Genomic DNA, 20,466 nt, shown 5'->3' with positions numbered 1-20,466 from the left:
ACCGGATTCCCAGTGTAAAAGTTTCATCTGATTATTATTTCGATTGATAAAAATGAACACTTCCCCACTATGTGCAACGCGTCCTAATTCATTGGCAACAAGACCGCACAAACCATTAAAACTTTTGCGCATATCGCAAACTTTGGGGTAGAGTAAAAAAGTATGTGAACTACTTAGGCTAAACACTAATATAGGTTTACTAAAGCTGAAAGTTCACTTAAATTATCTGTATCAAGTCGTAGCACAACTCCATTGGGGTATACGATTTCGTATTTGTTTTCTAAAGCGAAAACTGGTTTTTTCAGTGCAATAAAACCTCCGCTTTGTGCTTCTTCATTTTTGCTTTTTCGTATCCAATAGCTGAAGGTTCCTAATTTAATACCTGCTTGATCGCAATACGCTTGTTGTGAAAGTCCACTTTGTTTCCAAGATTCAACTCGGGATAACATAAATTCATTTTTGTCCATGTCTAAATTGTTTAGAACAAAACTACTACCTTAGGTTAATCTAAAAAATATGGGTTTCGTCGGGCGGATACAGCGAAAAGGATGTCTTATTAGGTTCATCTTTACTTCGTGAAATCGATAAAGGACTAGTTAAGTCTCGAGTTGGAATAGTATTAGTTACCCCTTTATTTCTAAAACGTATTAAAGGAGAAGGTATCGCTGACAAATAACTTTCTGCACTTTTAGCTCGCGATTTACTTGTCCCTATTGTTCATAACACAACTTTTGATGATTTACGTGAGGTAAGTCCTTTGCTTGGCTCACGAAGTGGTTTAAGCACTGTAGAAGATTCAATGGAAGAAGTTGCTGCTAAATTAGCGGAATTAGTAACACCTGAGACTGTATTAGATTGATTAAAAAAGGTTCAGTACAATTGTAGCCTTTAAAGAACTGCACATAACAGCTATAGATTTGTTGCTTGCGTAGAATGAATAATAAATCCGATTTTTAACGGAACCAGTTAAGAGTCTGTTAACACTATGGAGTTAACTTAGAATTATTAGAATAATCCTTAACAGGCAAGAAAGCTTCTTTTTTTGTAGTACATTAAGAGTGGTTTTTATTGTATTTTCCGGCACTGTTTTGTTAGTAACAATTAATAAGATCAACAGTCTTCTAAACTCGAAAAACACATTTGATTGCGAGGAATTCCTGTGATGTGTTACATTATTTACAATTCGACTTTTCTTGATTTAATATTATAAGTATTCAGTACATTTGAACGAATAAAAAAGACAGTTTTTTCACAGAGTGGAGTTATGCGCTACATCACAGAAAATTATGAGTAAAACAAAATTTGATAATCTAATAAGAAGTAGCATTTGGAGTGCATACAAAAATTTATGCTTCTATTGTAACCAATCTTTAGATTGGGGAGATTTACAGATAGATCATATAATTCCTGAATCACTTGAAAATAATCCTGATGAATTTGAAAAGATTAAAAATGATTTAGGCTTAGATAAAAATTTTAATCTAAATGCATTTTATAATTTAGTTCCTACTCATAGTAAATGTAATTTAAGGAAAAGCAATGATCTTTTCACTAAAAATGCAAGTCTATTTTATCTTTCAATTGCTCTAAAAACTGAAGCAAAAGTCAAAATTGAAATTGAAAAATTAAAAAGAAACAAAAATAAAGGACTAATTATCTCTAAACTTCAATGTGCTCTTTCGGCAAATATAATTAATACAGAAGAGTTAAAAGATATTTTAAAAGATGCTGAGAAAAAGGATTGGGATATTAGAGAAATTAAATTACCGATTGGAATAGAATTTATTGATGAAATTTATGATAATTTTTATTTAGATACTGATTTTTCAAGTCTTTTGGACAAGAAATTAATGATTTATAATGATGATGAATATTTAGAATTAGTTAATGATAATGATGAAAAAACTAATGTATCTACGCTAAATGAATGGAAGATTGCAACGGCAAAAGGATATTATCCGTTGACAACATATGCAATTAAAATGTCTTCAAATTTTACATTTTTTGATGAGTTTATTGAAGTTTTGCAAAAATCACAAATGCCGAAAGGATCATTTTTAAATGATCCTTGGATAAAATTAAATATGTTAGATTATCTATCTCCGAACATTCTTTTTGATGTTGAAGGTAGATTAAAGGAGTATATTGAAGAGGGCTTGTCAATCGGAGAATTAGTTAGGAGAGGAATTGTAAAATATGATATTTCACCTGGAATTTATGAATTCAGTTTAGAATTCGAAGGTTTTGAAACCTCACTATTAGAACAATTTCGAGCAGATTTTAATGACGATGGTATAGAAGATATTTTTGTTAGCTGTTGGGTAAGATCTATAGAAGGAACTATGGGATTTGGATATACAGAAATATTAACAAAACTTTCTCAAAAACATCTGATAAATAAAATATAGATACAACGTATAATCACCGTTTTCTGAGCTAGTGTCTGATTTAGTACAATTACCATCTAGCATCACGTTTTCGCTAAGCCAAAAAATTAGCGGTTACGACTTCCCCACCATCTCAAAGCAGCGTGAACGTTAGCAGAAATCATATGAGCAACAATAAAGAACTAGAAAGACCATATTTCCCAGAAATCGAAAAATTATTTTCAGAATATGTTGAATACTATGGAGGAACTGTTATCGACAAGTTAGCAGAAAACAAAGTAGATAGAAAAAATGCAGATTATCTCTTTGAGAATCCTCAAATTATTGCTGAACTAAAAACATTTGAGAAGGATATTTTTTCTGGTCAAGAAGAATTTACAAGACTTGAAAAACTATATAAAAAATGGTTAGAAGAGGGGATGATGACTGAAAAAGATTTTAGAGATTATGCATTCAGAAGAAAACCACTCCCAAAAAAGTGCAACGAAGATTTAATAGAGCGAGCATCAAGAACGATCGAACGAGCTATTCATAAAGCAGACAAACAAATTGAAGAATCTAAAAAGACATTTAATAAAGAAAAAGCTAATGGAATAGTTTTTTTAATAAATGATGGAAATTACTTTTTTTCTACTGAAGGTTTTTTGGCAGTAATCGCAAATTTAATTGGTCGCAAATTTAAAGAATCCTCATTTGATGTTATAATTTACCTAACAATAAACCAAGCGACCAGAAAAGAAAATTCAGAATTAGACTACAATGTGTGGATTCCTATTTATACGAAAGTAGATAAAGCAGGAGAAACAATTGTTTCCGATGAACTTTATGTGTTTGTAAATGATTTTGGCGAGAAATTACAGACTGAATTCTTGCCTTTAAAAACTGGCCAAGAACTAAAAGAACTGACTCAAATTGAATCACTCGAAGAGTCCGCCGAAGAATTAAAGAAACACAAATTTATTCCAAAAGATATTATATATAAAAAATAACTTCTGCTACAGCAAACGATTCTTCAGGCTTGAAAGCCAATAATAAGGGCTTGGTAGGCTGCCATTGCTGGAGTTATCGTTATTGGAATTTAAAAGATTTAAGAGGCTTTATTGCCTCTTTTTTTTGGTTTAAGCAAAGTATAGTGTTAGATTCGCGAATTACACACTATGTTATTTGCGTATTAAGAAAAAAAAATAAATACGTAAGGGGCTTTTAATTCTAGCTAGTTTAAGGTTGAATGTAGAGTGCTTAATTCTAGAATTTAATGTTTTCAATTGCAGAATTACACACTGTATTATTTGCTTTTGATAATTTAAATCTAGTGTCGTTTTTTTAGGACTAGACACTATTCTAAACTCACTAAGTGCTAAATTCGATTAACGAAAATTCTAATTAGCATTTTTGATAATTTTATCATTGTTGCTGTTTAACATTTTGTTTCTCAAAATCATCATGTCCTCGCTAACTTTTTTATCTAGAACCTTTGCATAATGTTGAGTGGTTCTTAGGTTTTTGTGTCCAAGCATTTTGCTTACACTTTCGATAGGAACTCCGTTCGTGAGTGTTACTGTGGTTGCAAATGTATGTCGGGCAATATGAAAAGTAAGTTCTTTTTCAATTTCGCAAACGCCGGCAATTTCCTTTAAATAAGCATTCATTTTCTGGTTACTCAAAATGGGAAGTAGTTTGTTTTGATTGCAGCATTCCGGATGATCCTCGTATTTATCGATAATCATTTGGGTTATTGGAAGAATTGGAATCTTCGAAGCCGTTTCTGTTTTCTGGCGGTGGGTGAATATCCACTTCTCTCCATCAATACCGAGGCTTATGTGGGACTTTGTTAAGTTTTTGACATCAATGTATGCTAGGCCGGTAAAGCAGCTAAAAAGAAAGATATCGCGTACTAATGATAGTCTATCTGTTTTGAAATCTTTGTTGATGATATTCTGAATTTCTCCCTCTGATAAATACACCCGTTCCACTTCTCTGATTTTGGCTTTATAATTGCTGAAAGGGTTTCTGTCAATCCAATTGTTGGCCAAACATATTTTGATGATTTTGCTAAAATTCTTGATGTACTTGACCGCGGTGTTATTGGCGCAATTCCTAACGCTGCGCAAGTAGAATTCATAGTCGGTAATAAAAGCATGATTTATTTTATCAATCTCGATATCTGATATTTTGTATTTCCATTCCAGAAAATCTATGGTGTGTTTTAACGAAGTCTTGTAACGCTCCAATGTTCCTGGTGCATATTCTTTGCCTACCAATTCTTTGATTTTATTGTTGTGGTCTTGGAAGATGGGGATAAGGGTTCTTTGGCGTTCTTCGATTCCCAGTAATTTGTTTTTTAATGTTTCGGATGTTATCGCGATGTCGTTTTTGATCAAGTTTTTCTCGGAATCGTAAATTTTGGATTTCAAATAATCAAGATGACTATTTATTGAACGGGCTTCTTCTGTTGTGCCCTTAACTTTAGCGCCATCTATTGACCATTTATCGGGATTGATAAATTTACCGCTGCTGAATTCGAAACGTTTGGTTTTAATGGTAACTCTCGTGTAAATTGGACAAACGCCATCTAGATTGACTTTACTTCTCTTAATGTAAAAGAGAACAGATACAGTTGTGTTCATAAGTGGTAACCTTTTAGTTATTATTAAATTTAATCAATCGCATGACTTCATACAAGATGTTCAATAGATGAACAAGTCGTTGAACTGGTTCTTTTTTTGCGCGGTGTCACTAGATTTTTAATTTAGTAAGTGACACCTCGAAAGACACCAATGCTTTGAGATTTAATGAATAATTTGAATAGTACCAAAAAGAAAAAACCCCATAAATCATAAGATTTATGAGGTTTTGTAACCGTTTGTATTTCTACTGGCGGAGAAAGAGGGACTGCTTATAACACAATCAGTTAAAATCAATTACACTTTGATTATTGCAAATATATCAATAAACGTAGTGCTTACAGAGTTTTATCAAAAATAGATTTATTTATTTGATTGTTTTAAAATGTATTAAATTGTATTTAATCGTACGACTATCGTACAAAAGACTTATATTTGTATTATTCAAAATATTACGAATTATGGCAGCAGTTAATTTTTTATACCGATCCACTAAAGACAAAGCAAATTTACATTTGAGGTTGTTATATCGTTTCAATGAAACTGATTTTGTTTTTGGTGCAAATACTAAATTTGAAACTACAAAAGACTACTGGAGCAAGCAGCATAAAAAAAAGTCAAAAGATATTTTGATTACAAATAAGCAAACGGAAATTAATAACGAACTTAATAAAATTGAAAATCATATTTTAACGGCTTTTAATTTTGTTAAGACTGATGAGGTTTCAAAAGAATGGTTACAAACTCAAATTGATAATTATTACAATCCACCACAGGAAGTAAAAGAAAATAAATTACCATCTGAATTAACGAAGTATATTGATTTTTATATTGAGTATCGTAAACACGAATCAAAACAAACCTCGATCCAAAAATTTAAAGTTATCAAAACTAAAATTGAGGAAATGGAAGTTTTGAGAAAAGCCCCGTTTTTAATTAAAGACGTGAACGATAATTTCAAAAATGAATTTGTGAAATTTTACAAGTCTAAAAATTATGCTCAAAATACAATGCAAAGAGAATTAACTTTTATTAAAACCTTTTGCAGGCACGCCCGATTTTTAGGACTTGAAACACACCCACAGCTGGACAGTTTACGTTTGGATAGTGTAAAGGTCGAAAAGATATATTTAACCTTTGAGGAGCTTGACAAAATCGAGAAAATCGAAAAGGAAAAATTAACTGATAGCTTGGACAATGCAAAAGACTGGTTAATAATTTCTTGTTATTGCGGTCAAAGGGTTTCAGATTTTATGCGGTTTACTGCTGAAATGATAAGAATTGAAAACGGCAAAAAACTAATCGAATTTACACAAGTCAAAACTGATAAAATTATGACCGTTCCACTACACCCGAAAGTACTGGAAATTTTGGATAAAAGAAACGGTTCTTTTCCTTATGCAATATCAGATCAAAGGTATAACGATTATATCAAAACAGTCTGTGAGATTGCAGAATTAACGCAAAATATAACAGGGAGTAAACATTTAGAAACAGCTCCAAAAAGCGGAATATTTCGCAAAGAAACTGGATTATATAGAAAATGCGATTTGATAACGTCGCATATTGGAAGACGTTCATTTGCTACAAATTTTTACGGAAAAATACCAACCACTTATTTGATTTATGTTACTGGACACAGTACCGAAGTTATGTTTTTAAATTACATAGGCAAAAGCAATAAAGATTTGGCACTTGAAATGACTAACTATTTTTAATTTATCTTTCTTATACTAACGACACAATTAATCACAATGAAAATAACTAGTTTTCCACCGCCGATATACAGACTTGACAAAATCAATGTTTATATGATTAGTAAATTACATCATTATTTGACCGAAGCAAAAGAGCAAAGCAAAGATAATTTTGATGATCAAATATTCACACAAATGTTTTTTGAAAGTGAAATTGAAGAAGCTAAAAAACTATTAAGCGAAATGGAACTACCTAACCGCCCCGAAAACCTTGACCCTTATTCAATGAGTCTTGGACGGTCAATTTATGGCAATCGAAAAGATCACGAATCTATACATCTTGAAAAGCAATTTTATAATTTTTACATCATTTCATTAGAGAAACATTTAAAAAATCTATCTAGTAAATTTGAAAAGAAGCAGCCCGAAAATTTGAAAATTGATGAAGTCATAAAAGAAAGACATAATAATATTTTTGTTGGTAACGCCTTTGAAGTATGGCAATCAATGTTTGATGGTTTTGGTATTACAGAAGAAAGTAGAACGGACGTTAAATTTATGTTTGAGGAAATGAAAAAAGACAGCTTAATATATAAGAGCGTTTCACAAGTTCGCTTTTTGGAATGGATAGCAGAAAACTACAACGGAATGATTATTGAAAAGACTTCAAATCACAATAAAACAAAAACAAGGATAGCTATTTACGAAACGGCAAAAACACTTTATAAAAATTAAATAGGTTCAAAGCGTACCCAAAAAGGTACAATGTGTAGTCTTTTAGGGTACAATCCCAAACCAATATTTGCAATGTTATTAATCACTAAAACATTGTAAAAATGGCAACAGCAACAGCAACTTTAATTGAACATATTAGTTCTGATAAATTTTTGGAACTTATTGTATTTGTGTTCAGAAAAGAATTAGAAGACTTTAAAAAATCTTTTAACACCCAAACCGCAAACGACGATCTTTTAAGCCGTGAGCAGGTTTTAGAACTACTACAAATAAACGCATCCACTTTATGGCATTGGCAAAACAAAGGACGTATAACAGTCCATAAGTTTGCAAATAAATGCTATTACAAAAGAAGTGAGATAATGGAATCACTTATTCCATTAAAAAAATAAGCGATGAGTAGCACCGACACTATCCACCGCTTAGAATCTTTTGAAACTGCAAAGAGCTTCAAAGATAAACTAATCTTTTCATATTACAAAAGTGCAAAATGTACTGAGAAAACAAAAGACATTTATCTTTCTGACCATCTTAATTTAATAAGTGATCCGAAAAATGAAGCCCTTAGTGCATTACCAGCCGATGAATACAAGAAAAGAAAAGTACACCAGCCTTGTATAACTGGCAGCTGCATTATGCGACCAACTGGCAGGAGCTTAAAAGACATACAAGAGCTTAACGGCTTGGCGGTTGTTGACATAGATATTTTACCGATAGATTACGACAACTGGCACCATCTTAAAGACGTTTTAGCAAAAGACAAATACACCTTTTTAATTCATTTTTCTTTAAGTGGTAACGGGCTTTGCATTTTCGTAAAAATTCCGACTGAAAATAATTTTAATGAAATTTATCTTTCTTTCCAGCAATACTACAAAAAGGAGTACGATGTGAATATTGACTTCTTAGCAGATCCGACCCGTTTACGTTTCATTTCATACGATCCTAAATATATCTTAAATGAAAATTCGCAGGTTTACACGGACGTAATAAAAGAAGTTGCCACAGCAGCACTAGGAGAGCAAACAGATAATTTTCTATTGTCAAACGATCCTGCAACAGTTTTTAATAACAATCCTAAAAGTATTGTGATTATTAACGAGCTACTGGAGCAGCAAGGCTATACAGTAACCGACGGAAAAGGTAAAACGATGTATGAGTACCAGCGAGCCGATGGAAGCCCTAAAAGTATCGTTTGTTATAATAATGAAGCTGTTATTAAATTTCACGTTTTTAGCCCAAATACGGGACTTTTAAAACTAGAGTACAATTTATATGACTTATACAAAGAGTTGGCAGGAATGACCGATTATGAAGCCCAAAAGAAACTTAGTTTAAAAGGTTTTGGAACGTTTACCGATCCTATAAAAGTTGTGAGTAAATCAAAAGAGAGTTACACCGAGTTACTGGAGTATTCAAGTTTAAAAAATATTAGATTAAACCAACTTACGGGAGTTGCTGAAATTGACGAACAGCCACTAACAGATTTTCATATTTCCGATATGGTTGTAGAAAGTTCTTTACTTTTTAATAAAGATACGCAGAAAGATAAATTACTAAGCGTTATTGACGTACTGGCAAATAATAGAAAATTCCACCCATTTTTGGAATACGTAGAAAAGTTAAAAACTTTAGAACCAACAGAAAAAAACCAATTCGATGAACTGGATAAATTTTTAGATTGTTTTACTTCTAAAACACCAAAACCGCTTATGCGTATTTATTTTATTCGCTGGATGCTAGGATTATTTGATTTACACCTATTGCAGCGTATGACTAAAAATGTATTGGTAGTAACTGGAGAGCAGGGAGCAGCCAAAACAAGTCTTTCAAAAAACATTTTACCAAACGATCTTAAAAATTATGGCAAAGTAACTGAGTTTAATTTGTCAAAATTGACTGATAGCAAAATTGCCCTTTGTAGTATTCTAGTAGGCTGCTATGATGAGTTTGAAAATATCTTAACTAAAAGTACATCACTAGCGAACTTCAAAAACTTAACAGCGAGCTATGATATATTTGAAAGAAGACCGTACCGACGTAACCACGAACAAATGTTTAGAAGTGCCATAATAATGGCTACTTCAAACCATACGGACATTTTTACAGATCCTACTGGCAACACAAGATTTTTAGCTTTTAACGTCCAAAGTTTCAATTTAGAAAAGTATTTCAAAATAAATATTGATAAAGTTTGGCAGCTTATTTATGAGCTGCATAAGGCTGGAGAAACTTCTAATTTGACCGAAAGTGAAAGAATCTTACAAGCTACTGAAAACAGCGAGTTTGAAGCTATTGACCCTTATACTGAAATGATACTGCAATCATTTGAAAAATGCGAAAAGAGTTTCACAACAGCCACCGAGATAACGCAGGAGATGGAAAGGCATACTAGGCAGCGTATCAGCATTAATAAAGTTGGTGCAGCCTTGAAGAAATTAGGGTTTGAAAAAATTAATAAAAGAGTTAACGGAGTTTCTAAACGAGGCTATGGATTAAAATATCTTTTGTTTGATTTAGAATAGTGATGCACCGCCGCACCTTTGACGCACCAATTATTTAGTGATGGTGCGGCGGTTAATCCCCTTTAAAATCAACGTTTAAGACTTAATGCCGCTACTGACGCTACTACTATTGTATAGAGTTATAATATAAAATACAGGAATAGCGCACAAAGATATATTACTTAAGGCAATAATAGTAATACCCCTCTAAGTGCGAAAATCAGTAGCATCGGTAGCGTCAGTAGCATCATTTATCATAAAACATTAATAATCAGTTAGTTAAAATTAAAAAAGTGCCGCACACAAGATATTTTACAGTAGCATCAGTAGGTGCGGCAATCAATAAAAAGGCGAACCGCAGCACCTTGAAAACGCACGGAAAACAAAATTATAAATATGAGCAATAGAAAAAACAAATTCGTAGCCAACGCTTGTTTAGAAAGACCCATCGTTTTAAAGGATCTAAAAAAATTATCGCTAGAAGAATCTTTGGCACTAGAGAAGTTAATTAAGCACGCCCGACATTTGAAAGAAAACGAAAAGGAATTTGCAAAGAGACTTAAAGATGTAAAACAGATGTTTAGCGAAAATCTAAAGTAGATGCAATTAGATAAAAATTAGAAAAATTATGAGAAAATTAAAGACTGGAGGGAGGAAAGCAGGGACACCAAACAGAACTACGCTACATATTAGAGATAGCTTTGAACTATTGATACAGGGCAATATGGCAACGTTAAAAGCCGATCTAAAGAGCTTAAAACCTATTGATAGGCTTAAGATGATAATTGAACTATCAAAGTTTGTAGTTCCTACGCTTAAAGCGGTTGCCGTTAATGATGGCAGCGAAGAAACAATAACAATTGACTTCACAGAGGAAACAACCCCCGATTTAAAACTACTATCAACAGATGAACTGATAGAGAGAGCGAACGCAATTAGAAGAATAACAAATTAAGTAACAAATTAAATTAAATATTATGAAAGAAAGAATTTTATTACAAGAAAACGAAAATGTTGCAAATTCAGTAATTGCAGCGCACGAACGAAAATCAAACAACGGAACACAAATTTTGACAATGCTCGATCAATTAGGCTTAAAACTTTCAAGTTTTGAAAGCTGGCCAAGGGAAGTGGAGCAAAATTTTAGAAAAGAGTACCCCAAAGCAAGTTTGGATTTTTGCCTTGATGCAGCAGGCATAAAAGAGCCGTATAGAATTGCTGAGAGTTTCTATTTAGCAAACAAAAACGATCTATCTTTTGAGCAGCTAACAAAAGAACAAATTGAAGCAATTAGGGAGCAGTACCGCACTTATGCCGATAGTGATATTCAAATAGAATTGCATAATCTAGCCCATAAGGTCGCCAAAGATTTAAACCGCTTGCAGGAGCTAGGCATTAGCGTAAACCATTACCAAACTAATGCTTTTTGTTCCGTCCTAATCTCGGAAAATGGCAAAGTACAGACGTACACAAAGGGACTAAATGCAAAGATACTTTCACTAAAATAAATTAACCAATAAATAAATATTATTATGAAAAAAGCAGAAATGAAGACCGATAAAAGAAGCGGCAAAAAGGCACTATTGAAAGCGACGTTTAAAACCGCATCAATTTTGTTTGTACTGGATGCAAAAGGAAAAAAGATACCTTGCACCAATTGGCAGGGTAAACCGTCCTTTAAAACGAAAATTTGTTTAACTTCTAATTTGAGATAAATTAATTCTCTTAAAAAATTAAACCGTTCAGAGATGAGCGGTTTTTTTTTATACTTCATTGCTATCTGTTCACGTGTTAAGAACAAAAAAGCCTTTCAGAAATGAGATGCTTTTTTATGCTCGAAAAACTATTTTTGAACGTCTTAAGAAGCCAACAATACAAAAATCGTACAAATACGCAAAACAAAAAACCCTAACTAATTGAATATCAATTGTTAGGGTTTTAATTATGCGGAGAAAGAGGGATTCGAACCCCCGGACCTGTTACAGTCAACAGTTTTCAAGACTGCCGCATTCGACCGCTCTGCCATTTCTCCAGTCTGTCGCTTTCATTACCTGATTGCGAGTGCAAATATAAGAACCTTTTTTGGTTATGCAAATCTATTTTTATAAAAAAAGCATCTATTTTTTTGACTATTTTTTAACCGTTTCATTTTGTATGCTTTAGGCTTAAAATATTTTAAAAAAAAAGTAATTAAAAGTTTTAATACTTTACATATTCGGTTATTTCGAGTCCATATCCAATCATACCAACTCGTTTAGTACCCTCTGTATTGGAAACTAATCTTATTTTTGAGATATCAATATCATGTAAAATTTGCGCGCCAATTCCAAAATCCTTGCTATCTATAATGATTTTTGGTGCTTTCATTTGTCCAGATTCTTGTAATGATTTAAGCTCAGTAAGGCGACTTAGTAAATTCACTGATTGCATGTCTTGATTGATAAAAATGAAAGCGCCTTTACCGTGTTCATTAATAACCTTGAACATATCGTCTAGTTGCTGATCAACGTTATTAGTTAGAGTTCCCAATAAGTCATTATTAACTTGTGTGGAATGTATTCTAGTTAATATTGGTTCTCCTAAATTCCAAGTCCCTTTAGTTAAAGCGATGTGTATTTGTTTATTGGTGGTTTGTTGGTACGCTCGCAACCTGAAATTACCAAAGCGAGTCTCAATATCAAAATCTTCCTTTTTAATAATTAAGCTGTCATGTTGCATTCGGTAGGCAACTAGCGCTTCGATCGAAACTAATTTTAAATCGAATTTTTTTGCCACCGCTACTAACTGCGGAAGTCGCGCCATGGTTCCATCTTCATTCATTATTTCTACAATCACACCAGCTGATTTAAACCCAGCTAAACGAGCAAAATCAATTGCTGCCTCTGTATGTCCCGTTCTTCTTAAAACACCACCTTGTTTAGCAATAAGAGGGAAAATATGACCTGGTCTTGCCAAATCATGCGGTTTGGTTTCTGGATTGACCAATGCCAAAACTGTTTTTGCTCTATCTGCTGCAGATATCCCTGTTGTTACGCCGTTTCCTCTTAAATCTACTGAAACCGTGAACGCAGTTTCCATTGGATCCGTATTATTAGTAACCATAACATGTAATCCCAATTCTTTGCAACGGCTTTCTGTCAACGGAGCACATATTAATCCTCGGCCGTGTGTGGCCATGAAATTAATCATTTCTGGAGTCACTTTTTCGGCTGCAGCCAAAAAATCACCTTCGTTTTCTCGATCTTCATCATCTACAACAATTATAATTTTTCCTTGACGAATAGCTTCTATTGCTTCTTCAATTGTATTGAGTTCTATTTTATTTAAATCCATTGTGGGTATTAGTTTCGTGATGGGAATATTTTTTTTAGTACTTTTTGAAAGGGAACCAAAATGACATCCATGTTTATTAATCCAATATCGTTTGTAGCTCTGTAGGTCAATAATACTGCTAATGGCGTCAAAATAATTGAAGATAACCAAGCGCCCATAAAGGGGGTCATTCCGTTTTCTTGAGCAATTCTTTTTCCAAAAGTATTTATAAAATGAAAGGTGATGAATATTAAAACCGCAAAAACAATAGGAAGACCGAGACCTCCTTTTCTAATGATAGCGCCTAAAGGGGCACCGATAAAAAACATTAGAAAACAAGCAAATACAATTACAAATTTGTCATAATAAGCAAGTAAATGTCTGTTTATATTTTTTTGTTTATTAAAAAAATCAGTTTTAGAAGTATCAATCGAGTAGGTTGTACTTGCTACATTGCTACTGGCTATTTTTAAAATATCTGATTTTTGTTGATTAGTATATAACGACAAGATATTATTGGGAAGTGGTTTGCTTTTTGCAGATGCGATCAGCTGTTTTTTCGGAGGGAAAGCAATTCTGCTATTGCTGTTCTCTGTAAACGAAATGATATCGGTTTTCATGTTTTTATTCAATGAATCCAACGTGTAATTTAGTTCGTTAACAGTAAGCATTGTATTTGTATTGGCTACGGATTCATCATTTACATCCACTTTATTCAATTCTGATAAATCAATATTAATGATTTGCTTTTTAAAAGAGCTTTTTGCAAAAGGCATTTTACTGCGGTCCTCGTATTTTTTTGGAACAATATCCTCATAATAATAGCCATTATTAAGTACTAATTGGAGAATACTAGATTCTTCACTACTTATTAATTCTCCGTCTTTTGCTTTTATCACGGTTTTACTCCCGTCACCAATTTTTGACTTTTTATGAATTGTGATACCAGTTAGTGTATTGCCTTCAGCGCCACTTTTTTTATTGACTTTGATATTATAAAAGCCAACATCATTAAATTGTCCTTCGGCTATAGCCAAAGCGGGTTTTACTTGCGCAATGTTTTTTCTAAAATTGATAAACTTATATTCGGCATAAGGAATTACATTATTCGAAAAGAAGAAAGCAACGATACTTAATAAAACAATAAATACGGTTAAACTTCTCATGGCTCGCTGTAGCGAAATTCCAGAAGATTTCATCGCCGCAAATTCATAATTCTCCGCTAAATTTCCAAAAGTCATTATGGAAGATAAGAGTATCGAAAGGGGTAAAACTAGGGGTACAATTCTAGGCATAGAAAAAGCCAGGAATTTAATAATCATTAATAGATCTAAATCTTTCCCGGCTAATTCCGATATGAATAACCACACGGTTTGAAGTATGAATATAAAAAACAGGATTACAAATACAGTAGTAAATGTAGTCAAAAAGGTTTTTAATAAGTATTTGTCAAGAATTTTCACCTAGTACATTAATCTAATTTGTTGATGTAGTAATTTGGATATTTACTCCCCGCAAATGTAAATTGATTTTTTGACAAAGGTTGGTTGGTTTTAAAAGAATTAACCGTTAATGTTGTCTTTGTTCCTTTTTTACCCACTTCAATCAAATTATAAATGTGTTTTGTTTGCACATCAATTCCCAGTAATACTTCTTTTCTTTGGTCTTTGGCACTTACAGGAACCAGTTTGATGTATTGAATTTTTCTTCCTTTTACATTTTGCAAAATATCCATGCTATATTTGTAACCAGAATTGAAAAAAGTAAGCATTTTAGAAGGTGTTATAGCATTATCATCCTTTTCATTAACAGTAGAAATGGTGATTTCTTCATCCTCTGGAACTATAGTATATGTTTTTTGTCCGTCAAATATTTTTGTAACTCCCATAAAGTTCAAAACATATTGGTTTCCTTTCATGGTAACATTTCCTTTACTATCTTGATTGATATTCTCTTTTGCATTATTCAAAGAATATTTAAAATCTATTGTTATGTTGTTATAGCTTTTAACTTTAGCTGTAACTTGATCTAAAAGATCTTTTGCTTTCTTGTCTTGTGCTTGAATCGAAAAACCAAAAAGGAATAAGGCCATTATAAAAAGGAGTCTTTTGCCCATAGTTTGTGTATAATTTTGTTTAGAATCTTGAATGTTTGATTTCATTGTATTAATTGTTTTGTTCATTGTTGAAAAATTGATCAAGAGAACTCATATCTAGAATGTTTACACTTCGTGCTTTACTTCCTTCAAACGGGCCAACAATTCCAGCAGCTTCTAATTGATCGATTAATCGGCCGGCTCTGTTGTAGCCTAATTTTAGTTTTCTTTGTAGCAAGGAAGCCGATCCTTGTTGTGCATTTACAATGATTTCTGCGGCTTCTCTAAACAAAGTATCTCTATCGGATATGTTCATATCAAGATTAATGCCACTTTCCTCTCCAACGAACTCTGGAAGTAAATAAGCGGTCGCATATGCTTTTTGAGAGCCAATGAATTCCGTTATCTTTTCTACTTCTGGTGTATCTATAAAAGCGCATTGCACCCGCACGACATCATTTCCGTTCGTGTAAAGCATATCACCACGTCCTATTAACTGATCAGCACCTTGCGTATCTAAAATAGTTCTGGAATCAATTTTTGAAGTAACTCTAAACGCTATTCTGGCAGGGAAATTGGCTTTTATCAAACCGGTAATTACATTTACAGATGGTCTTTGCGTGGCTATAATTAAGTGAATTCCAATGGCTCTAGCTAATTGTGCTAAACGAGCAATAGGAACTTCTACTTCTTTACCAGCGGTCATAATCAAATCGGCAAACTCATCAACAACTAGAACAATATAAGGTAAAAATCGGTGTCCGTTTTCAGGATTTAGTTTTCGAGCCTTAAATTTATCGTTGTATTCTTTGATGTTACGCACCATAGCATCTTTCAATAATGAATAACGGTTGTCCATTTCCACACAAAGCGAATTCAAAGTATTCACCACTTTTGCATTGTCTGTAATAATAGCGTCATCCATATCTGGAAGTTTTGCTAAATAATGCCTTTCTATTTTATTGAAAAGCGTTAACTCGACTTTCTTAGGATCGACTAAAACAAACTTTACTTCCGCGGGATGTTTTTTATACAAAAGCGAAGTCAAAACGGCATTTAATCCTACTGATTTTCCTTGTCCGGTCGCACCAGCCATCAATAAGTGAGGCATTTTGGCTAAATCGACCACAAAAGTTTCATTCGAAATTGTTTTTCCAAGAGCAATAGGTAATTCCATTTCAGCCTCTTGGAATTTGGCAGAGCCAATAACACTCTTCATCGACACCATTGTTGGATTTTTGTTAGGAACCTCAATTCCTATCGTTCCTTTTCCTGGAATAGGCGCAATGATACGAATACCCAATGCCGACAGCGATAAGGCAATATCATCCTCTAAACTCTTGATTTTAGAAATACGAATTCCTGCTTCTGGAACAATTTCATATAAAGTTACTGATGGTCCAACAGTAGCTTTTATTTGAGCAATCTCTATTTTGTAATTGCGAAGCGTATCTACAATTCGGTTTTTATTTTCTTCTAATTCTTCCTGGTTGATGGTAATTCCTCCCGTTGAATATTCCTTTAATAAATCGATTGTGGGGAATTTGTAATTGGATAAATCCAAAGTTGGATCGAATAATCCAAAGTCAGCTACTAATCTTGACGCCAAGTTTTCCTCAATAATGTCCTCTTCCGGCGCTGTTTCTATAACAAAAGTATCTAAGGGATTGGAAATTATTTCTGGAGCTGCGATGGGTGTAACTTCCATGGCAAGCGGCTTCGCGATAGGATCTCTGTTGATATCAGAGGAATGGCTGATGGTTGGCTTTAATGCTTCTTTATTGATTTCGAATTGTGAACCATTCGTTTTGATGTGAATGGTATCTAATTCTTCTTCGGCAACTGCAAATTCCTCTAAATTATAATCTCCTTTCTTATTATTAAAAGGAGTAGGGATAGCAACGGCTTTAATTTCTTTTTTTGTGTTTTCAAAAAAGGACTGAATGCTTTCAGGCGAAAGTTTGATTTTAAAAATCACGTAGATGATTAATCCAAACAATAAAATCAATAAAGTTCCTGGTTTTCCAATGTAATCTTGTAGAAATAAATTTAATTCGTACCCAATTGTTCCTCCTAATTCAGGCGCTGACGTTGCAAAAAAACCAAATAAGACGGATAAAATAATAATTACAAATAAATCCCAAAACCAGATGGTCTTTAATTTTCGTACACTTATACCCAGCACCATGTAGATTCCAGAGAGGAAAAACAAACGCACAAATATAAATGCAGCAATCCCAAATCCTTTGTAAATAAGTAAATCAGCCAAGAATGCACCAAATTTACCGAGCCAGTTTTGGACGATCTCGGATCGATTGGTTAATTCTTGAACGGCACTTTGATCTTGTTGTCCGAAAATAAAAAACGACACAAAGGCAAATAGTAAAGCAACGGAGAATAAAACCAGTAAAGCACCAAATACAATTTTATGTTGTTTGGTTAAATGCAATGGAATTTTTGCCTCTGATTTAGTATCGGTTTTTTTGTTCAAAGGGACTGTTTTTGTTGTTTTTGCCATTCTTTTTTTGTGCTACTACCTAAAAAATAAGTGGTATGTATATGATTAATCCAATTATTATCGCTGTCATAGCGGCAAAAAATACCGCTCCCGCAGCAATATCTTTAATGAAGCCAATTCTTTCATGATAATTAGGATGAATAAAATCGGCTATTTTTTCAATGGCTGTATTCAAACCTTCAATACTTAAAACCAATCCGATAGCTAAGGTTTGAAAAAGCCATTCCGTTTTGGAAATACCAAAATAAAAACCTGCTGTGGTAACCAAAATCCCTAAAGAAAATTGGACCATAACGCTGTGTTCAGTGGTGATTAGTTTTAAAGCTCCTTTAAGGGCATACGAAACACTTTTTAATCTTCCTGAAAAAAAAGTATTGTCTTTTTGAAATTCCATCAAGTTACGATTAAAGTACGGCTAATGCAGCTTCATAATTTGGTTCATCAGCAATTTCAGGTACTTGTTCTGTATGGATAATTGTTCCGTTTTCATCAAGAACTATCACAACTCTTGAATGCAATCCTGCCAAAGGTCCGTCCAAAATTTCTAAACCATTAGTTTTGCCAAATTCACCGTCTTGAAAATCAGATAAATTAACGACATTATCTAGTCCTTCAGCACCACAAAAACGTTTTTGTGCAAATGGTAAGTCTCTTGAAACACATAAAACAGTGGTGTTTTTTAATGCACTGGCACTTTCATTGAATTTTCTAACGGATGCTGCGCAAGTTCCTGTATCAACACTAGGAAAAATATTTAAGACTAGTTTTTTACCCGCAAAATCACTTAATGAAACTATTGATAAATCTGTTTTAACTAATTTAAAATCAGCTATTTTAGTACCTACTTTTGGTAATTCTCCTGAAGTGTGGATTGGATTTCCGCCTAATGTTATTGAAGCCATGATGTTTGTTTTTTTGTGAGGTTCAAAAGTATGAAAATTATTTAAGAATAAGTTCTCAAATAGTGGTTTAAAGTTTGCTTTTTGGATCGATGTGTAAACCTTTAGAGTATAATGTGTTTGGGTAATGGCATAAAAAAAACGCACTCGTTTAGGAGTGCGTTAGGAAATGAGGCATTGCAACTTTATATTATTTGTCTATAGAACCCAAAACGCGTTTCATAAAAGAGTTCAAAGCCTCCTTTTTATCTGTTCCGGTTTTTACCAGTTTATTTACTTCTAAAGCACCGTACATATTCGAAATTAATTCCCCAATTACATCTAATTCTTCCTCTTTCAAAGATGAAATTTCACTCATTGCTTCCAGAACCTCAATAGTTTCGATGATGTAATCTTCATCATTTTCTTCTATAAATTGTGTCAAATGCTTAATTACAGGTAATTTCATTTTTATTTGTTTATGCGGTTATTCATTGATTTGTTTATTTCTTAAGTCTATTGCGGTTTATAACAACTGAACTCTAAGATAAATTCAACTTTTAAACGATTTCGTTCACTAATTCAATTAGCACTTCTTGCTTGTTTGTTTGTGTTTCGTTCACCAGTTTACCATTCACAAAAGTGGCAAAAGTAGGCAAGTTGCTCACGTTAGCAAGTTTTCTGGATTCAGGAAAATTCTCAGCATCGACAAGAGCAAATGTGATCGCTTCGTTTTCTGTAGCTAATTTTTTGAATTTTGGCTTCATAATTCGGCAATTTCCACACCATGATGCCGAAAATTGAACGACTACTTTTTCATTTTTGGTAATTAAATCCTGTAACGTATCTTCAGTTAATTCGATTAACATAAGTTTGTTTTTTAAGGTTGAAAGAGGCAAAGGTTCAAAGGGACAAAGTTTTTAGAACTTCGTGAATTTGCACAACAAAAAACCTTTGTTGATCAGGACCTCTGAACCTTTGTATCTTTATTTTTATTAGTTTAAACTTAAATATTCAGCAGTGCTCTCTCTGTCAGCGCTCATGGCTTCTTTTCCAGCTTCCCAGTTTGCAGGACAAACTTCCCCTTTTTCTTGAATGTGCGTGAACGCATCGACCATACGTAAATACTCATTTACATTACGACCTAACGGCATGTCATTTACACTTTCGTGGAAAATTTTTCCAGTTTCATCAATAAGGTAAGTAGCTCTATACGTAACATTAGATCCTTCAATGATAATAGAATCCGTTTCTTCGCTGTAACCCGTTGATTCAATATCAAGGATTCCTAAAATATTAGATAAGTTTCTATTTGTATCAGCAAGAATAGGGTAGGTAACCCCTTCAATTCCACCATTATTTTTTGCGGTATTTAACCAAGCAAAATGTACTTCGTTTGTATCGCAAGATGCACCGATAACTATTGTATTTCTTTTTTCGAATTCTGGTAAAGCCGCTTGAAAAGCATGTAATTCAGTTGGACAAACAAAAGTGAAGTCTTTTGGATACCAAAACAAAAGTACTTTTTTGTTTTTAGTCGTCGCTTCTTCAAATATGTTGATTTTTAAATTATCACCCATTTCAGAAATAGCATCTACTGCAATACTTGGAAATTTTTTACCTACTAATGACATTTTATTTAGTTTTTAAGTTATTTTTTGATGGTGCAAAAGTAGACAGACAAAAGGGAAAATGAAATAATTTTTAATTATAAAT

The 20,466-nt window shown here is 33.1% G+C and carries 22 protein-coding genes and 1 tRNA gene; 10 read left to right on the top strand and 13 right to left on the bottom strand.

Going from position 1 to position 20,466, the window contains the following annotated elements; all coding sequences use genetic code 11:
- Both tnpB and tnpA read right to left on the bottom strand, forming a co-directional pair.
- On the bottom strand, positions 1-186 hold a 186-nt coding region (gene tnpB / locus BUC11_RS17385; RefSeq protein ID WP_394332908.1), incomplete at its 3' end, for an IS66 family insertion sequence element accessory protein TnpB.
- Positions 186-467, bottom strand: a complete 282-nt coding sequence (tnpA, locus tag BUC11_RS12725) for an IS66 family insertion sequence element accessory protein TnpA (RefSeq protein ID WP_073354619.1) — start codon at positions 465-467, stop codon at positions 186-188. The genes tnpA and tnpB, both read right to left, overlap by 1 nt.
- A gap of 819 nt (positions 468-1,286) precedes the next feature.
- Here tnpA and BUC11_RS12715 point away from each other — a divergent pair.
- Complete coding sequence (locus BUC11_RS12715; RefSeq protein WP_073354617.1) at positions 1,287-2,408, top strand: HNH endonuclease; 1,122 nt, start codon at positions 1,287-1,289, stop codon at positions 2,406-2,408.
- A gap of 143 nt (positions 2,409-2,551) precedes the next feature.
- Positions 2,552-3,376 (top strand): hypothetical protein, encoded by an 825-nt coding sequence (locus BUC11_RS12710; protein ID WP_073354615.1) that lies wholly within the window; start codon positions 2,552-2,554, stop codon positions 3,374-3,376.
- 390 nt (positions 3,377-3,766) lie between these two features.
- Here the strand turns inward: BUC11_RS12710 and BUC11_RS12705 are convergent, their stop codons facing one another.
- Positions 3,767-5,014, bottom strand: a complete 1,248-nt coding sequence (locus BUC11_RS12705; RefSeq protein ID WP_073354614.1) for a site-specific integrase — start codon at positions 5,012-5,014, stop codon at positions 3,767-3,769.
- Positions 5,015-5,472: 458 nt separating this feature from the next.
- Between BUC11_RS12705 and BUC11_RS12700 the strand changes: the two genes are divergently transcribed.
- The 8 genes from BUC11_RS12700 to BUC11_RS12665 all read left to right on the top strand — a co-directional run bounded on the left by BUC11_RS12700 (position 5,473) and on the right by BUC11_RS12665 (position 11,662).
- Positions 5,473-6,729, top strand: a complete 1,257-nt coding sequence (locus tag BUC11_RS12700) for a site-specific integrase (protein ID WP_073354612.1) — start codon at positions 5,473-5,475, stop codon at positions 6,727-6,729.
- A gap of 93 nt (positions 6,730-6,822) precedes the next feature.
- Complete coding sequence (locus tag BUC11_RS12695; protein WP_139259490.1) at positions 6,823-7,443, top strand: hypothetical protein; 621 nt, start codon at positions 6,823-6,825, stop codon at positions 7,441-7,443.
- A gap of 101 nt (positions 7,444-7,544) precedes the next feature.
- Positions 7,545-7,835, top strand: a complete 291-nt coding sequence (locus BUC11_RS12690) for a helix-turn-helix transcriptional regulator (protein WP_073354608.1) — start codon at positions 7,545-7,547, stop codon at positions 7,833-7,835.
- Positions 7,836-7,838: 3 nt separating this feature from the next.
- Entirely contained in the window at positions 7,839-9,968 is a 2,130-nt protein-coding gene (locus tag BUC11_RS12685) for a VapE domain-containing protein (RefSeq protein ID WP_073354606.1), read from the top strand.
- A 375-nt stretch (positions 9,969-10,343) separates the two neighbouring features.
- A complete protein-coding gene (locus BUC11_RS12680) occupies positions 10,344-10,547 on the top strand; it encodes a hypothetical protein (protein WP_073354604.1) in 204 nt (67 codons plus the stop codon).
- 28 nt (positions 10,548-10,575) lie between these two features.
- A complete protein-coding gene (locus tag BUC11_RS12675) occupies positions 10,576-10,902 on the top strand; it encodes a hypothetical protein (protein ID WP_073354602.1) in 327 nt (108 codons plus the stop codon).
- A 22-nt stretch (positions 10,903-10,924) separates the two neighbouring features.
- Positions 10,925-11,455: a hypothetical protein gene (locus BUC11_RS12670; protein ID WP_073354600.1), complete on the top strand. Its 531-nt coding sequence runs from the start codon at positions 10,925-10,927 to the stop codon at positions 11,453-11,455.
- Between the two features lie 24 nt (positions 11,456-11,479).
- Positions 11,480-11,662: a hypothetical protein gene (locus BUC11_RS12665; RefSeq protein ID WP_073354598.1), complete on the top strand. Its 183-nt coding sequence runs from the start codon at positions 11,480-11,482 to the stop codon at positions 11,660-11,662.
- A gap of 232 nt (positions 11,663-11,894) precedes the next feature.
- Here BUC11_RS12665 and BUC11_RS12660 read toward each other — a convergent pair.
- The 10 genes from BUC11_RS12660 to BUC11_RS12615 form a co-directional block, all read right to left on the bottom strand.
- Positions 11,895-11,979: transfer RNA gene (locus BUC11_RS12660), tRNA-Ser, on the bottom strand.
- A 167-nt stretch (positions 11,980-12,146) separates the two neighbouring features.
- Entirely contained in the window at positions 12,147-13,280 is a 1,134-nt protein-coding gene (gene ribB / locus BUC11_RS12655; protein WP_073354596.1) for a 3,4-dihydroxy-2-butanone-4-phosphate synthase, read from the bottom strand.
- Positions 13,281-13,288: 8 nt separating this feature from the next.
- Complete coding sequence (locus BUC11_RS12650; protein WP_073354594.1) at positions 13,289-14,722, bottom strand: LptF/LptG family permease; 1,434 nt, start codon at positions 14,720-14,722, stop codon at positions 13,289-13,291.
- An 8-nt stretch (positions 14,723-14,730) separates the two neighbouring features.
- Entirely contained in the window at positions 14,731-15,420 is a 690-nt protein-coding gene (locus BUC11_RS12645; protein ID WP_073354621.1) for an outer membrane lipoprotein periplasmic chaperone LolA1, read from the bottom strand.
- A 4-nt stretch (positions 15,421-15,424) separates the two neighbouring features.
- The gene (locus tag BUC11_RS12640) at positions 15,425-17,872 is read right to left on the bottom strand and encodes a DNA translocase FtsK (RefSeq protein WP_073354592.1); all 2,448 of its coding nucleotides are present in this window, start codon (positions 17,870-17,872) and stop codon (positions 15,425-15,427) included.
- Positions 17,873-17,891: 19 nt separating this feature from the next.
- Positions 17,892-18,266 (bottom strand): diacylglycerol kinase family protein, encoded by a 375-nt coding sequence (locus BUC11_RS12635; RefSeq protein ID WP_073354590.1) that lies wholly within the window; start codon positions 18,264-18,266, stop codon positions 17,892-17,894.
- Positions 18,267-18,276: 10 nt separating this feature from the next.
- Positions 18,277-18,774, bottom strand: coding sequence for a thiol peroxidase (gene tpx / locus BUC11_RS12630; RefSeq protein WP_073354588.1), 498 nt, complete (start codon positions 18,772-18,774; stop codon positions 18,277-18,279).
- Between the two features lie 187 nt (positions 18,775-18,961).
- Entirely contained in the window at positions 18,962-19,219 is a 258-nt protein-coding gene (locus BUC11_RS12625) for a DUF6952 family protein (RefSeq protein ID WP_066077240.1), read from the bottom strand.
- Positions 19,220-19,310: 91 nt separating this feature from the next.
- Positions 19,311-19,619 carry a thioredoxin family protein gene (locus BUC11_RS12620; protein WP_073354585.1) on the bottom strand — a complete coding sequence of 103 codons (309 nt, stop codon included), beginning with the start codon at positions 19,617-19,619 and terminating at the stop codon, positions 19,311-19,313.
- 126 nt (positions 19,620-19,745) lie between these two features.
- Positions 19,746-20,384: a peroxiredoxin gene (locus BUC11_RS12615; protein ID WP_073354583.1), complete on the bottom strand. Its 639-nt coding sequence runs from the start codon at positions 20,382-20,384 to the stop codon at positions 19,746-19,748.
- Positions 20,385-20,466: the final 82 nt, after the last annotated feature.

Origin of the sequence: Flavobacterium xanthum (assembly GCF_900142695.1) — a bacterium.
In the GTDB taxonomy this organism is placed as follows: Bacteria; Bacteroidota; Bacteroidia; order Flavobacteriales; family Flavobacteriaceae; genus Flavobacterium; species Flavobacterium xanthum.
Note: the sequence above shows the minus strand (reverse complement) of the source record. Positions and strands in the feature narration are given on the sequence as shown.

Coding starts and splice junctions, on each gene's coding strand:
- tnpA (WP_073354619.1), bottom strand. CDS start 467: ATGGACAAAAATGAATTTATGTTATCCCGAGTTGAATCTTGGAAACAA.
- BUC11_RS12715 (WP_073354617.1), top strand. CDS start 1,287: ATGAGTAAAACAAAATTTGATAATCTAATAAGAAGTAGCATTTGGAGT.
- BUC11_RS12710 (WP_073354615.1), top strand. CDS start 2,552: ATGAGCAACAATAAAGAACTAGAAAGACCATATTTCCCAGAAATCGAA.
- BUC11_RS12705 (WP_073354614.1), bottom strand. CDS start 5,014: ATGAACACAACTGTATCTGTTCTCTTTTACATTAAGAGAAGTAAAGTC.
- BUC11_RS12700 (WP_073354612.1), top strand. CDS start 5,473: ATGGCAGCAGTTAATTTTTTATACCGATCCACTAAAGACAAAGCAAAT.
- BUC11_RS12695 (WP_139259490.1), top strand. CDS start 6,823: ATGATTAGTAAATTACATCATTATTTGACCGAAGCAAAAGAGCAAAGC.
- BUC11_RS12690 (WP_073354608.1), top strand. CDS start 7,545: ATGGCAACAGCAACAGCAACTTTAATTGAACATATTAGTTCTGATAAA.
- BUC11_RS12685 (WP_073354606.1), top strand. CDS start 7,839: ATGAGTAGCACCGACACTATCCACCGCTTAGAATCTTTTGAAACTGCA.
- BUC11_RS12680 (WP_073354604.1), top strand. CDS start 10,344: ATGAGCAATAGAAAAAACAAATTCGTAGCCAACGCTTGTTTAGAAAGA.
- BUC11_RS12675 (WP_073354602.1), top strand. CDS start 10,576: ATGAGAAAATTAAAGACTGGAGGGAGGAAAGCAGGGACACCAAACAGA.
- BUC11_RS12670 (WP_073354600.1), top strand. CDS start 10,925: ATGAAAGAAAGAATTTTATTACAAGAAAACGAAAATGTTGCAAATTCA.
- BUC11_RS12665 (WP_073354598.1), top strand. CDS start 11,480: ATGAAAAAAGCAGAAATGAAGACCGATAAAAGAAGCGGCAAAAAGGCA.
- ribB (WP_073354596.1), bottom strand. CDS start 13,280: ATGGATTTAAATAAAATAGAACTCAATACAATTGAAGAAGCAATAGAA.
- BUC11_RS12645 (WP_073354621.1), bottom strand. CDS start 15,420: ATGAAATCAAACATTCAAGATTCTAAACAAAATTATACACAAACTATG.
- BUC11_RS12640 (WP_073354592.1), bottom strand. CDS start 17,872: ATGGCAAAAACAACAAAAACAGTCCCTTTGAACAAAAAAACCGATACT.
- BUC11_RS12635 (WP_073354590.1), bottom strand. CDS start 18,266: ATGGAATTTCAAAAAGACAATACTTTTTTTTCAGGAAGATTAAAAAGT.
- tpx (WP_073354588.1), bottom strand. CDS start 18,774: ATGGCTTCAATAACATTAGGCGGAAATCCAATCCACACTTCAGGAGAA.
- BUC11_RS12625 (WP_066077240.1), bottom strand. CDS start 19,219: ATGAAATTACCTGTAATTAAGCATTTGACACAATTTATAGAAGAAAAT.
- BUC11_RS12620 (WP_073354585.1), bottom strand. CDS start 19,619: ATGTTAATCGAATTAACTGAAGATACGTTACAGGATTTAATTACCAAA.
- BUC11_RS12615 (WP_073354583.1), bottom strand. CDS start 20,384: ATGTCATTAGTAGGTAAAAAATTTCCAAGTATTGCAGTAGATGCTATT.